The sequence below is a fragment of the Bacillus multifaciens genome, from assembly GCF_030756675.1.
In the GTDB taxonomy this organism is placed as follows: domain Bacteria; phylum Bacillota; class Bacilli; order Bacillales; family Bacillaceae_G; genus Bacillus_A; species Bacillus_A multifaciens.
This window is the reverse complement of record NZ_JAVBXD010000014.1, coordinates 1-13,509: the sequence shown is the minus strand read 5'-3', so window position 1 is coordinate 13,509 and position 13,509 is coordinate 1. Positions and strand designations below refer to the sequence as shown.

The window sequence follows — 13,509 nt, the reverse complement described above, 5'->3', positions numbered from 1 at the left end:
CTTTTTTCATTTCGCTAAAAATATTTCGAAGCGGTCTACATCATTATCGTGACCAATTACAATTAAAATATCTCCCATTTGAACATTTTCTGTCGCACGTGGTGAAACAAGAACTTCCTTCCCACGCTTAATTGCTACAATGTTCAATCCAAACTTTGCACGAATATCTAAATCAATCAATGAATGACCATCAATCTTTTCGTTCGCAATAATCTCAACAATACTATGTTCATCGGAAAGCTCTAAATAGTCCAAAACGCTACTTGAGGCAATATTATTGGCAATTCTTTTTCCCATATCACGCTCAGGGTGAACAATTTGATCAGCTCCAATTTTACGAAGAACTTTTTCATGATAATCATTTTGTGCTTTTACAGTAACATTCTTCACACCTAGCTCTTTCAAGATAAGGGTTGTTAAAATACTTGATTGAATATTATCCCCAATTGCAATAACTACATGCTCAAAGTTTCGAATACCAAGACTTTTTAATACCATCTCATCTGTAGAATCTGCAATTACAGCATGAGATGCAATATTTGCAAACTCATTTACACGATCTTCATCCATATCAATCGCCATAACTTCCATTCCTAATTGCGCTAATTCCCGGCAAATACTACCCCCAAATCGTCCAAGACCAATAACAGCAAACTCTTTTTCTTTCGTGCTCACACAAATTCCTCCAGTAATATCAAATCGTATCAAGTGAAATCTTGATCAGTGGGGCTTCTTTATCTCCCACCTATCTTCTTTAATTCTTCAAAAACTTAATGTGAAGACGTTTTCCCCTATACATCATAACCAACTATCATTGTAGCATATTTTACAAAGTGAAACGTCCATTATTGTTTTTCCATTCCTAATAATGGAAAAAAACTTCTCACCAGCAGTTATCTCTTCTAGATTCATCACATTCTTAAGGTAGTTGTTTTGCCGCTTTCATAACGTGCATTAATTGCCTGTTCACTCTTATTTCTGTTTTTGAATATAAAAAAATTGTTGTAAATAAAAAGCTAGCATACATACTAACATACCAAAGATAAATATATTTCCAAACGAGCTGAACGTTTGAAATACGAACATTAATGTTTCTTGTCCAAAAAAAGCAAATAGTAAATTTATAAAAGCAAATAAAATCGCAAGCTGATAGTGATGCTGATGAAATAAATAATGAGTTGCTCCTAAAAAGCCAATAAAAGAAACAATAAACACCCACCACATTTCCATCATCTTTTGCCAGCCTACTAGCTCATATCCGTTCACAGCAATTGCAATTGCTCCTATAACAATCATTGTTGGAACACTCCAAAATAAAGCCCACTTTCGAAAGAGTAATACCGCCTTCCTGTCTTCTCGTTTATGTGCGCAATACGTTAAAAAGGTCGCGCTTATGTATAAGACAGAGACAACTGTTAGAATAATAATTAACCAAAAATGAAGCTGATAATACTCATGTTCTATATTCGTAACAATTGCAGCTAACAAGCCTGGAATGCATATGCCAGTATAGCCTTCCACCAGTGACTTATTCCAAAATACCATATTACCAATTCGAATTCCTAGTAACATAAAAATAATGGCACCAAGGATAAATAAAGTCATTTTATTTCCAACCAAACTCGTTGAAAAAGCGATTAATCCAACAAATAAAAATAGAGCAAATGCATTCATAATTTCGGCAACAGGTGATAAATACTCTTTCACCCACTCATATGTGTTCGTATAATTTTCTTTTTTTGCTAAGCAATATGTATAGAAACTAACACCAAAATAAATTGCTGCTACAATTACATATGTATATAAAAAGAAACATAGTATAGTACTTCCGATTTGCACACTATCCCCTACCTTTTTCTCTATGTACCATATTAATTTTACACAAATTTCATATAAAATGTAAATAAAAACCTCCCTGCTACATGGGAGGCTTTCCTTTATTCAGCTTCTTTTTCAGCTTCATCAAGAACGCGATTTACTCGTTTTGTTAACATTTGCATACCGCTACCACCCGCTTGGAAATGGCGCAATACACCGTTTTTATCAAACACGTAATATGCTGGTACATATTGATTCTCAAAGGAGTCTGTAATCACATGCTTATTGTCCACCAAAATAGGCTGTACAATACCGTGCTCCTCTGCTACTGCTTTCACTTTCTCAAGATCCAGATCTTCTTCTGAACGCGGCATATGTACAGCAATTACATTTAATTTATCTTTATAGTTATCACGGAACTCATTAATACTCGGCATTGCTTCTTTACATAAATGACAGCTAACAGACCAAAAATGAATCAATGTTGGTTTATCGCCAATTAGCGCTTCTTTAACTACTTCTCCATTTAGTACAGTCGTTGCTCCTTCTAAGGAAGGCATTGGTTCACGTAATTTCATAACATTTCCCCCTTATATATGTAGAGAAAGGTCTAACAACAATTTGCTAGACCTTGTTCATTCATTCAAAAATTAAACGTTTAAAGTCTCTTGACCTGGTTTCCAGTTTGCTGGGCAAAGTCCACCAGTTTGAAGCGCTTGAAGAACACGGAGTACTTCGTCAACTTCCCGTCCAATGTTGTTATGATGGACAACTTGATACATTAATTCGCCTTCTGGGCTAATAATGAATAGACCACGAAGCGCAATTCCTTCTTCTTCAAGTAATACGCCATAATCACGAGATACTACATGATTTGTATCAGCAGCTAATGGATATTTTAACTCACCTAAACCGTTTTTCGTACGGTCAGTGTTAATCCACGCTAAATGAGTATGAATTGTGTCAGTTGATACACCGATTACCTCTGCATCTAAGTCTTCGAACTCATCATAACAATCAGAAAGTGCGATAATTTCTGTTGGACATACGAAAGTAAAATCCATTGGATAGAAGAAAAGCACAGTCCATTTGTCTTGTTTCATAACCTCTTCAAGGCTTACTTTACCAAATTCTTTGTTTGGCATAACAGCATCCATCTCAAATCGTGGAGCTTGTTTTGCTACCATACGTTCTGCCATATGTACCAACCTCCGTTAACTTTTAGTCATATCTTGTCTACTCTTATATTATATGGGAAAAAATGGTTTTCAGTCAATATCATTTAATAATTATTATAAAACGAGTAACTACCAACTCTTTCCCCTACCTACCATTATAAAGTATTGTGCTAGAATTACAAAAAAAATGTACTAAATAAATACAAATAAAAAATCGACATAAAAAAGGAACAAGCATTACGCTCTGTTCCCTTTCCATTTTACGTATGTTGTTAAAAATAAAATCGCTTTTTCAATTGCTGATTCATCTGGCTGTAATTTCGCATGATGCAGTCCATATTCAGATTCGACACCAAGCCAAAACATAAAGCCTGGAATCTCACGTAGCATATATCCAAAATCTTCTCCTGTCATCGCTTCTGTACAAGTGATTACATTCATATCTGTATGTTCGTCCGTAAACTTCATGAACTCCTTCGTTAACGTTTCATCGTTATATACTTGATGATACATCGCTCCGTAATCAATATGCGCTGTGCACCCAAAAGACGTTTCGATTCCTGCAACAATTGCTTCAATCCGTTCCTTTACTCGTTTCATAGATTCAACAGATAATGTCCGTATCGTTCCTTCTAAACGAGCCTTTTCCGCAATAATATTTTGTACTGTTCCACCAGTAATTTTACCGATTGTAATAACTGCACTATCTAGTGGATTGACATTGCGACTAATAACAGATTGCAGTTGTGTGACAAGATGGCTTGCGGCAACAATCATATCGTTTGCTGTATGGGGATATGCTGCATGTCCACCTTTCCCTTTCAAATCAATGTATAGTTCGGATGTATTCGCAAAAAGTAATCCCTCTTTTGTCGCAATTGCCCCTACTGGATATTCTGGTGCAATATGAAGCCCGAGAATCATATCTAGTTTCCATGCTTGTAACTCTTCACTTTGTAATAACGGAAGAGCGCCACCCGGCCCTTCCTCAGCTGGTTGAAAAATAAAAACAAGATGATCATCAATTCGCTCTGTAACAAAAGCTGTTAATAACCCAAGACCAATTGTCGTATGCATATCATGCCCGCATGCGTGCATCATCCCTTCATGTAATGAAGAAAATTCATATCCTGTCTCTTCCGTAATTGGAAGTCCGTCGATATCAGCACGGTAACCAATTGTTCTTTTCGGATTACTGCCATGTACTTTTACAATGACACCTGTTTTCCATGTCTTTACTTCTACATACTCACACGGGAGAGTATTTATATAATTCAAAATATATTGCTGTGTTTTCCATTCTTGAAAACCACGCTCCGGAATTTGATGTAAATCTCTCCGCATTTGAATAAATTTATTTACCATTATCGTTTCACCACCATTGATAAAAAGCGTAAGAGCCTACAAGCCCTTACGCTTTCTTTTTTATTCTTCTGGGTTCAGTTGACGAAGTTCTTGTTTAATTTCTGTTTTCGCTTTTGTTTTTTCGTCAATTTCTTTAATAACACGCGCTGGTGTTCCTGCAACAACTGTGTATGGTGGTACATCTTCTGTTACAACTGCACCCGCCGCAACAACTGCACCTTTTCCTACTGTAACACCTTCTAAGACTACTACATTTGCACCAATTACAACATCATCTTCAACGATAACTGGTTTTGCAGAAGGTGGCTCGATAACGCCTGCAAGTACAGCTCCAGCTCCTACATGGCAGTTTTTACCTACTGTTGCACGTCCACCAAGTACTGCATTCATATCGATCATTGAGCCTTCACCAATTACAGCACCAATGTTAATTGTTGCGTTCATCATAATAACTGCATTATCACCAATTTCAACCTGGTCACGAATAATAGCACCTGGTTCAATACGTGCCTTAATGCCTTTTAAGTCAAGCATTGGAATTGCAGAGTTACGACGATCATTTTCTACAACATAATCTACAACATGTTTTTTATTTTCTTCAAGGATTGTCTTAATTTCAGACCATTCCCCAAATAATACGCCTGATTTTTTATTTACAAACGCTTGTACTGTTTCTGGGAATGTAATTTCTTTTAGATCCCCTTTTATGTATACCTTTACAGGAGTTTTCTTCTCACTTTTTTGAATAAACGAGATAATCTCGTTTGCATCCATCATTTTCATGCTTGTTGCCTCCTAAATCCATTTATACTGTTACTCTACCAAACGAGAAGACTCCTCGCAAGAAAATAATCTTATTTTCCTGCTTGAATTTCTTCAATAATATCTAAAAACGCCTGCACTTGTTTTAATTGTCTAGCTGATTCACTTGTTAATAACCACGTTTCTCTCGTCAGTTTTACTGGAGTTTTATATGTCTTTTCCCTTACTTCTTTTAAAACAGTAGAGGGTAAAAGTGCATAACCGATACCATTTAAAACAAGTTGTTTACACGTTTCAATTTGATCGACAACAATCGTACGTTTAGGGGGATTAGAAAATAAACCATACCACCAATTTTGAATTTGTCCATAATATGTTGAATCACTTTTGAATTGAATGAATGGCCTATTGGTGTCTTTTAACATGGAAATATCCTTAATTTCTGTATCAACTAAATACAATTCATCTTCAAATAATTGTTTCTTATAACCTTTATATTCTTGTGTTCCTCGCAAAATCGCTACATGAACATCACCTTCGTAAAAGTGATTTTGCACTTCACTACTCCAGCCTGTAAAGAGAGAGATTTTTACGGATGGATACTTTTGTACAAACATCTTTAAAACTGGCGGCAACCAATATTGCCCAATGACAGAGGCAACAGCAATCTTTAAAGTCCCATATGTTTCCGTTTGAAAAGTTGCTAGTTCACTCTTAATCGCTTCCTCTCGTTGCAACATATCTTTAGCATAATTCGCTACTTTTTCACCTTCTGGTGTAATCGTTAATCCTTTTTGAGAGCGAATAAAAAATTTCATTCCCCATTGTTTTTCCATCGATTGAAGCCTTTGACTAAGCGCTGGTTGTGATACAAATAAGCGCTCAGAGGCTTTTCTCATATTTAACTCTTGTGCTAAAATAACCATCATCTGAAAATCATCAATTTGCAATGTTTTCCCCTTCTTTCGTTACAACTGAACGATAAAGGCGACTTCTTCTTTCAGTTGAAGTCGCCTTTTCCAACATTATCGATTAAATCGTCTCACTGTTTTATTTAGTAATTTTAAAATGGCACGACGCGTCAAAATCCCTTCAAAATACGCTTCCTCGTTCTCAACACATACAAATGGATGATCAATCGTCATCTCCAATGCTTTTGAAAATGAATCCTGTAACTTGAGGCGTGGAATATCTCCCTTCATCACACTTTCTACTTTCATATCCTCTAGTTTTTCAAATTCAATTCGCTCTAGCCCTAAAATACCATCCAAAATCATCGCTGTACTTACTAATCCATGCAATTTGTACATCGGATCTAATACTGGAATTGCTGAATAGCCAGATTTCACTAAAACAAGTAAAGCGTGCTCCAAACTATTTCCAATTTGAACATGTGCTACTTTTTCCGATGAAATCATTAAGTCCTTTACAAAAACTTGCTGAAAATCTTCTTTTGGAATGCTAATCATATTGATATCCCCCACTTTGACTCATTCTAACAAGTAGCAATTGTAAACCAATCGTAAAAAACAATTCGTTCAAGTAATGTTTTACTTTCTCATTTCTATTCTCAGTTTATGACAGCGTTTACATATTATTATCTGTCCCTATTTTCTTATTTAAAATAAATAATCACAGTTCATTTTACCATAGAAACAAAAGAAAAGACCACCATTCTGGCAGCCTTAATATCCTTCGTTTTTCAGACGAGCAAATAAGCTTGTAATTCGTTTGTAATGAGATACATCTGTTTTCTTTCGCCCGTTTTCAATATCAGAAAGTTCAACGGAAAGTATTTCACTCGCATAATTTTGTCGAAACAACACATCTAACAATAAATTTTGTTCCTCTTTTGTTAAATCAATTTCTCTACTCATTTTTTCCTCCCCTTATTAAACCGTCCTTATTTATTTATTATATAAAATATGCCCTTTATTTAACAGATTGAAAATTCAGTACAAAAATTATTTCGTGTACCGATTTGCATAGCTAAACGCCGCATATGAATCGGGTTTAATTTTAGGTGTTAATCCCATTGCTGTAATCTTATTTGTCATATCCGAAATAAACTCTCTCGTCAAACCATATTTTCCAATATCCAAATGAATCTCCATTACAAATTCAGCACCTTCTCCGCAGTACGGATAAAGAATATCCCAAAGTTGTTGTATTCGCTCAGGTGTAAATAAACAAGCGATCTCTTGACTAAATTGCGTTTCCAAATAAATTTTTTCCCGTAAACTTGGGGGCTTTCGCTTTATCGTTTGGTGATATAAGCACCCCCAAGCTCCTTTTCCAACGCGATGCAAATGAATAGCTGTAATAAAACGTGTATCATTTTGATGTACTTGTGAATCTGTTCCAATTGACAATCGATACATGTTGCGCGGTGCACTTCGAATAAAATGACAAATTCTTGAAAATACAGTTTCGAAACTCATGTGTCGCTCTGATAAATTGTAAAATTGATATTCTCCGCCCATACAGTCACGTCCCTTCTCATAGACAGACTTTCGTATTCTCATTGTATGGGACAAAGCAACAAAATATGCCTTACTTATCCTTTACTCGTTTCGATATTGCGTATTAAATATGCACAAAACGGACATTTAAAAATAACATTTTGATTCGATTGTGCTGTTAACACATGTGTAATTTCTGACTGTTTATGACATTTTGGACACACAACAATCGGCATTTTTTCCACTTTTCTCACCTCTTTATATCGCCGCTTATAATCAGGCCTCTATCTTAAAGCTACCTATCCGTAAGAGCACGATTGATGAAAACTTCACTTTATAGAATGCGTTATCAGTTTAGGGTCAGAGAGAGAATCTTATTCATCATAAAAAAAGAAGGTGCCTTCATTTTTTGAGGCACCTTCTTTTTATGTATCAAGAAAGAATATCGTAAATTTCGATTGCAACCATATCAATATTATCGAATTGATATACTTGTGGTTTTTCTCCTTGTTGATACACTTCTAGCTCGTACATATCGCTTTTATCAAAATATTTTACGCTACATTTGCGTTCACCGTTCACTTCAAAATAGCGTTGTGCTACTTCGCCGCTTTCAGCTTGTTCTTTTAGACTAACAAGACGAGTTAAAATTCCTTGGAGCAGAGACATGAAATCTCCCCTTTCTCTAATGTTCCTACGAATAGGTTTTACAGCAATACTCATTCTATCCGTCATAACTGAAAAAATGTCCCACACCCTAGGATAATGCTTATGAGCAAGAAACTCAACTAAAATTTGTCGAAAAAACATACAAAAAGCCGAAATCTACACTTCTACTGCCTTTCTTACGCATTTAACAGAAAAATTTTATATCAATGTTGTAAAAAAGATAAATAAGGATTATTCAATTTGTTCTCGATAAAAAACTTGTTATGTTAATATAAATTTTACTTGCTCCTACATTAACGAGCAGTAAACTCCTCACTGATAGAAGTTTCACTTTATTGAAGTTTTTTATATACGAGAATATAATGAAAATAAATTGTAGAGGAGGAACTATATGAAGAAAGTAGATGTATACACACAACCTGATTGCCCACCATGTCAAATTATAAAAGAATTTCTAAAGCATAATGATGTTATTTTCACAGAATACAATATCAAAAAAGACGCTGCTGCTCGCAATCGTCTTCTCTATGATTATGAGTCCTATTCTACCCCAACTGTTGTTGTAGACGGGGAAGTTGTAGCAGGATTTCAAATCGAAAAATTACAACAACTTTTAGGAATCGAACAATAAAATGAAACTCCTGTCATTTTAGGATAACCCCTCCATGACAAGAGTTTCACTTTACTCTTTTTCGTATTTTTCTATTTCAGATAAGAGCTGTTTATTTTCATGATATCCCGCCATTTTCCATTTATCACCGTTTTTTTGCAGTGTAATAATTTGATACTCTTCTGTTTTTATATTCCGTTCATACACGTATAACAAATTATACTCTTGATTGTATACAATTTTTGTTTTGGATGAAAAAGTAAATGGTGCTTCTTTTGTAGGTAACAAATATTGCGCGCTCCGTTTTACATCTTGATTATTTTCATCCGTAAAAACTTGAAGAAAGTTATCCGTGAAATAAGGAGATAATGTATCATACATTTTATCCATCGATAGTCGCTTACTACGAATAGAGAACTGCGCTTCATATCCCTTTTGAATCGTTTCAAATATTTCATTTTGATCGATTTTTGTTTCTTCTTTTCCAAGCACTGTTGTCACACCTTGTCCAATTACAAATGCAACGAAAAGAAATAGCACAATCCAAATCCCATATTTCTTCATTTTCGCACCCTCCTTGTAAAAAGAGCTTATCCTTCTACTATTCATTGTAGCAATGATTATGCACTGAAAGAGTAGCTTTCGTTCGTAAAATGTTTACAACGATAGACACCATTCTTATCATAGTTGTCACTATTACCAATTTATGATAAAAACAAACAAAAAAATGCACGAAATATTTCGTGCATTATAATAAAACATCTTCTTCATATAAAAATTCATAAGATAAGTCAATAAATAAATAATGCTCATCATCAATAGGAAACGAAAATGTCCGAACTAATTCACCAGTTTCAAGATCCCCGTATAAATCAGACAATCTTCCCTTTTTCTCAAAACGTAGTTTCATAATGTTTTCTAAAAAGTACGGACGCCAACTCCAATTTTTCATATAATACTCTGGCATTAACACCCATTCTCCGTCTTTTCTCATAACATTTCCTGATTTTTGAAATCCGTCTTCATTACAAATAAAAATACGAAAACTACAATGTGTCACTTGTTGACTAAAATTCATTAGCCATTTATTAAAATCTTCTATTTTTTTCTGTTTTGCTAATACATTCCCAACATATTCTCGAAGCGTTTCTGTTAGTTCATAAACCTTCTGCAATTTTCGTTTTTCACGCTGAATAAATTGATGGCACTCACTGCCAAGGCGCTCTTTCAAAATGTCTTTATCAATAAAATTAGACAAAGATTCTTTCAAATAATCACCTTGGTAATATCTTCCACCATTTTTCCACGCATATTGCAACTGATAGAATGCATCAATATCTTCATACAATAATGTTGCTCCAATGCGTCTCGCCAAGAGTGATAATGAATATAAAATATCCTGGTACGATTGTAACAACGCCGTCTGACGTAAATTTGTTAAATCTACCTTTAGAATATCAGGAGTTAACATACTAATTCGTTCGAGATTACTTGTACCTGTTCCTACCTTATTAATCGCAACTTGAATACCATATGTACGGTAATACATAAGCAAATGGTTAAACTGTTCAATATCTTCTTTAAAATCATGTTCTGTTATTTCTAATACAATACGATTTAAACAAAGCCCTTTCTTCTCATACATTAATAATAAATGCAGTAAACTTTCACTTTCATCACTCATTAATATATGCGCATTACGATGCACAAATAATAAACATGATTGATCTGTTTCCAAATACCGATCCAATGCTTTTCCTAAAATAATATTATCTACTTCAAGTTGAAATTCATATGGAATCGAATCATCGCGAAAAAACGCAGCAAGACTGTGAATCCCTTCTTCTGTTTGTATACGTCCTACTACTTCATATCCAATTACAGTATGTTCATCTGCACTAAAAATAGCTTGATAATAAGGAAGGACTTTATCCAAATTACTCATCACATCTAATGCATCTACCATAGTTCTCCCCCCCCTTTGCTTTTCAAGATTATAACACGTTATGTAAAAAAAATAATAAAAAATCCCTTCAGTTCTCCTGAAGGGATTAGAGGGGTAAAATGCTAAGGGGAATTAGCAATTCTACTATGAAGAAAAAAGAGGTCTTAAATATACCTTATAAACAATTTTCTGTAAAGACTCTCTTTTAAAATGTCACAAATTAGTCACAAATCCCCCCCTCTTAAAACGGATATTGATGCAAATGCTGACCACCATCCATTGTAATACAAGCTCCATTTATGTACGCAGCTTCTTCAGAGCATAAATAAAAAGCAAGACCAGCAATTTCTTCTGGTGTTCCAAGCCTGCCAAGTGGTACGCTGTGTAATGTGCGCTTCGCAGCTTCTTCAGATATCCATAGCTTATCGGCTCCCCCTGTACGTTCAATTGGTCCTGGAGCAATTGCATTCACACGAATTCCATATTTACGTCCCCACTCAACAGCAAGCGTTCTCGTCATTGCTAACACACCCGCTTTTGCTGCTGCGGAATGAATAACACCGGGACCCGCATCCCATGCATAAGTTGCAACCATATTAATAATTGTTCCCTTTATCCCTTTTTCAATCCAGTATTTACCGATTGCTTGACTACAATAAAATGTACCATTTAACACAATGTTAATAACAGCATTCCAACCATTTGGCGATAAATCTTCAGCATGACAAAGAAAATTTCCTGCTGCATTATTTACTAGTACATCGATGCGGCCGAATTCTTTATCGATTGTTTCAATCATTCCTTTTATATCCTCAATATTCCGCACATCCATTTGTACAGGTAATACTTGTCCTTCAAATTGTTCAATTTCTTTCTTAGTCTCTTCTAATTTTTCTAGTGTACGTCCTGTAATTACAACTCGCGCTCCTTCTTTTGCAAAACGAGTTGCCATTCCTTTTCCCATTCCACTTGAACCACCTGTAATTACAACTACCTTTTCTGTCATAATTTTCCCTCCCTAAAATGAATACATATTCATTTTATCATTTTACACGACAGAATTCTTTATAAATTTAAATTTTTCTGATATCTTTTAATAAAATACACTATTTATTAGCGAAAGGAGAGAAGATACGCAGCGAATCATTATAACAAATCACGTCTATCTACTTTTATCATTTTCTATCATCTCGCTCATATGAATATGAATCAAATTACAAGAAGAAATTTTATAAAAAAAAGCATTCGTACACTATTATACACTTGTATAACGACTGGAACAGGTTACTATTATGCAAGGTTTATAGAGCCATCCCTTCTCTCTTTTACGAATCATACACTTCACTCTCCACTTATTCCACATGGGTTTAACGGCATTAAAATTGTTCAATTTAGCGATTTACATTTAGGGTATTATTACTCACTGCAGCAACTTTCTAAAGTAGTTGCAAAAATAAATGAAAAAAAACCCGACATCGTATTCTTTACTGGAGATTTAATCGACAATTATCAAACATATGAAGATACTCCATTTGTCTCATCAATTTTACAAACGATTCATGCTCCGCTCGGTAAATTTGCTATTTTTGGTAACCATGATCATGGTGGATACGGAACAGAATACTACAGTCACATCATGAAACAATCCGGATTTGAAATATTACAAAATGCTGAAAAACGTATACGTCTACTAGATGGAAGTGAAATTTCTATTTTCGGTATTGACGATATCATGCTCGGAACCCCTGACATACATGGTATCTTAAAACAAGCGCAAGATCATCTTTATACGATTGTTCTCGTTCATGAACCCGATGTTGCACCTCATATTGCAAATTTCCCTATTAATTTACAACTTTCTGGACACAGTCACGGCGGACAAGTACAATTCCCTTTCTTTGGCGCCATTATTACTCCGACATTTGCTAAGCACTATATTGAAGGTTTTTATCATATTAAGAAAGAGTATGAATTGTTATTGTATGTAAATCGAGGCATTGGAACAACGCGTGTACCACTTCGATTTTTAGCAAAGCCGGAAATTACACTCTTCACATTACAATCGACATAATATAGGAAAGTGTTTCGCCTATTTTCAGCATCATTCTCTCTTGTACTCGCTCATCCACGTTATTTTCCCATATGATAACAATGAGTTCATTGAAGGAGGTTTTAACATGTATCCACATTATCAGCCAATTCCATTTCGCTCAGCTCCAGTTGGTCCGATTGGAAATTCACGATTTATACCATTTTTCGGATTCCCTTTTCTAGCCGGTCTTGCAGGAGGTATAATCGGCGGGGCATTGGCATTTGGCCCTAGACCATACTATCCACCTCCATTTTACCCTTGCTACGGCCCTCCTTGTCCAACACCATATTTTTACTAATGTAAATAGAAACAACTATGTGAAAAAGGCCTCGAATCGAGGCCTTTATTCTATATGTATCCCTTATTCCATTACGTGCAAATACATCTATTTTCATTTTTCAACATGTAAACTGCTGCTTTACAGGCGAAAAAATACCTTACTTTCACTTTCTATCTTGCATGTGGTAGGAAAAGGCACTAACCGCTTCAGATGCTCTCGTCCCTCCAAAAAATAAAATGTACCCTATAGAGTAGACACTAAAAAAGTCTCTCTCTGTATGGTACATTTTTGTATAATTAAGAAATACAAAACTTGAAAATAAAACATG

Annotated in this window: 18 protein-coding genes; 3 read left to right on the top strand and 15 right to left on the bottom strand. The window is 35.0% G+C overall.

Translation table 11 applies throughout. The features are described 5' to 3' along the window. Window positions 1-6: 6 nt before the first annotated feature. From Q9306_RS10995 to Q9306_RS10940, 12 genes are all read right to left on the bottom strand, one after another. Entirely contained in the window at window positions 7-675 is a 669-nt protein-coding gene (locus Q9306_RS10995; protein WP_306198244.1) for a potassium channel family protein, read from the bottom strand. 297 nt (window positions 676-972) lie between these two features. After that, window positions 973-1,839: a cytochrome C oxidase assembly protein gene (locus tag Q9306_RS10990; protein WP_306198241.1), complete on the bottom strand. Its 867-nt coding sequence runs from the start codon at window positions 1,837-1,839 to the stop codon at window positions 973-975. Between the two features lie 98 nt (window positions 1,840-1,937). Beyond that, the gene (locus Q9306_RS10985) at window positions 1,938-2,396 is read right to left on the bottom strand and encodes a TlpA disulfide reductase family protein (protein ID WP_306198239.1); all 459 of its coding nucleotides are present in this window, start codon (window positions 2,394-2,396) and stop codon (window positions 1,938-1,940) included. Window positions 2,397-2,468: 72 nt separating this feature from the next. Continuing rightward, complete coding sequence (locus Q9306_RS10980; protein WP_306198237.1) at window positions 2,469-3,017, bottom strand: peroxiredoxin; 549 nt, start codon at window positions 3,015-3,017, stop codon at window positions 2,469-2,471. A 216-nt stretch (window positions 3,018-3,233) separates the two neighbouring features. Further along, entirely contained in the window at window positions 3,234-4,364 is a 1,131-nt protein-coding gene (locus Q9306_RS10975) for an N-acetyldiaminopimelate deacetylase (RefSeq protein WP_306198457.1), read from the bottom strand. 57 nt (window positions 4,365-4,421) lie between these two features. After that, window positions 4,422-5,144 carry a 2,3,4,5-tetrahydropyridine-2,6-dicarboxylate N-acetyltransferase gene (dapD, locus tag Q9306_RS10970; RefSeq protein WP_090914268.1) on the bottom strand — a complete coding sequence of 241 codons (723 nt, stop codon included), beginning with the start codon at window positions 5,142-5,144 and terminating at the stop codon, window positions 4,422-4,424. 71 nt (window positions 5,145-5,215) lie between these two features. After that, complete coding sequence (gene ccpC, locus Q9306_RS10965) at window positions 5,216-6,073, bottom strand: transcriptional regulator CcpC (protein ID WP_489670928.1); 858 nt, start codon at window positions 6,071-6,073, stop codon at window positions 5,216-5,218. A gap of 75 nt (window positions 6,074-6,148) precedes the next feature. Then, window positions 6,149-6,592, bottom strand: a complete 444-nt coding sequence (cbpB, locus tag Q9306_RS10960) for a cyclic-di-AMP-binding protein CbpB (protein ID WP_306198235.1) — start codon at window positions 6,590-6,592, stop codon at window positions 6,149-6,151. Between the two features lie 216 nt (window positions 6,593-6,808). Beyond that, on the bottom strand, window positions 6,809-7,000 hold the full coding sequence (gene abbA, locus Q9306_RS10955) for an antirepressor AbbA (protein WP_098916347.1): 192 nt from the start codon (window positions 6,998-7,000) through the stop codon (window positions 6,809-6,811). Window positions 7,001-7,087: 87 nt separating this feature from the next. Further along, on the bottom strand, window positions 7,088-7,606 hold the full coding sequence (locus Q9306_RS10950; RefSeq protein WP_306198232.1) for a ribonuclease H-like YkuK family protein: 519 nt from the start codon (window positions 7,604-7,606) through the stop codon (window positions 7,088-7,090). Window positions 7,607-7,680: 74 nt separating this feature from the next. Next, on the bottom strand, window positions 7,681-7,830 hold the full coding sequence (locus tag Q9306_RS10945) for a hypothetical protein (RefSeq protein WP_306198229.1): 150 nt from the start codon (window positions 7,828-7,830) through the stop codon (window positions 7,681-7,683). Between the two features lie 187 nt (window positions 7,831-8,017). Beyond that, window positions 8,018-8,254 (bottom strand): YkuJ family protein, encoded by a 237-nt coding sequence (locus tag Q9306_RS10940; RefSeq protein ID WP_020059327.1) that lies wholly within the window; start codon window positions 8,252-8,254, stop codon window positions 8,018-8,020. A 391-nt stretch (window positions 8,255-8,645) separates the two neighbouring features. On the opposite strand from Q9306_RS10940, the gene Q9306_RS10935 reads away from it, so the two are divergent. Then, window positions 8,646-8,885, top strand: coding sequence for a glutaredoxin domain-containing protein (locus Q9306_RS10935; RefSeq protein ID WP_306198225.1), 240 nt, complete (start codon window positions 8,646-8,648; stop codon window positions 8,883-8,885). A gap of 51 nt (window positions 8,886-8,936) precedes the next feature. On the opposite strand, the gene Q9306_RS10930 is transcribed toward Q9306_RS10935, so the two are convergent. The 3 genes from Q9306_RS10930 to fadH all read right to left on the bottom strand — a co-directional run bounded on the left by Q9306_RS10930 (window position 8,937) and on the right by fadH (window position 11,815). Next, window positions 8,937-9,428, bottom strand: coding sequence for a DUF3993 domain-containing protein (locus Q9306_RS10930; RefSeq protein ID WP_306198222.1), 492 nt, complete (start codon window positions 9,426-9,428; stop codon window positions 8,937-8,939). A 184-nt stretch (window positions 9,429-9,612) separates the two neighbouring features. Beyond that, window positions 9,613-10,830: an EAL domain-containing protein gene (locus tag Q9306_RS10925; RefSeq protein ID WP_306198219.1), complete on the bottom strand. Its 1,218-nt coding sequence runs from the start codon at window positions 10,828-10,830 to the stop codon at window positions 9,613-9,615. A gap of 220 nt (window positions 10,831-11,050) precedes the next feature. Continuing rightward, the gene (gene fadH / locus Q9306_RS10920; protein WP_306198216.1) at window positions 11,051-11,815 is read right to left on the bottom strand and encodes a 2,4-dienoyl-CoA reductase; all 765 of its coding nucleotides are present in this window, start codon (window positions 11,813-11,815) and stop codon (window positions 11,051-11,053) included. 198 nt (window positions 11,816-12,013) lie between these two features. Here fadH and Q9306_RS10915 point away from each other — a divergent pair, with 198 nt between their 5' ends. Together Q9306_RS10915 and Q9306_RS10910 are read left to right on the top strand one after the other, a co-directional pair. Then, window positions 12,014-12,880 (top strand): metallophosphoesterase, encoded by an 867-nt coding sequence (locus Q9306_RS10915; protein ID WP_306198453.1) that lies wholly within the window; start codon window positions 12,014-12,016, stop codon window positions 12,878-12,880. A gap of 106 nt (window positions 12,881-12,986) precedes the next feature. Beyond that, a complete protein-coding gene (locus tag Q9306_RS10910) occupies window positions 12,987-13,199 on the top strand; it encodes a hypothetical protein (protein WP_306198214.1) in 213 nt (70 codons plus the stop codon). The last annotated feature ends 310 nt before the right edge of the window (window positions 13,200-13,509 follow it).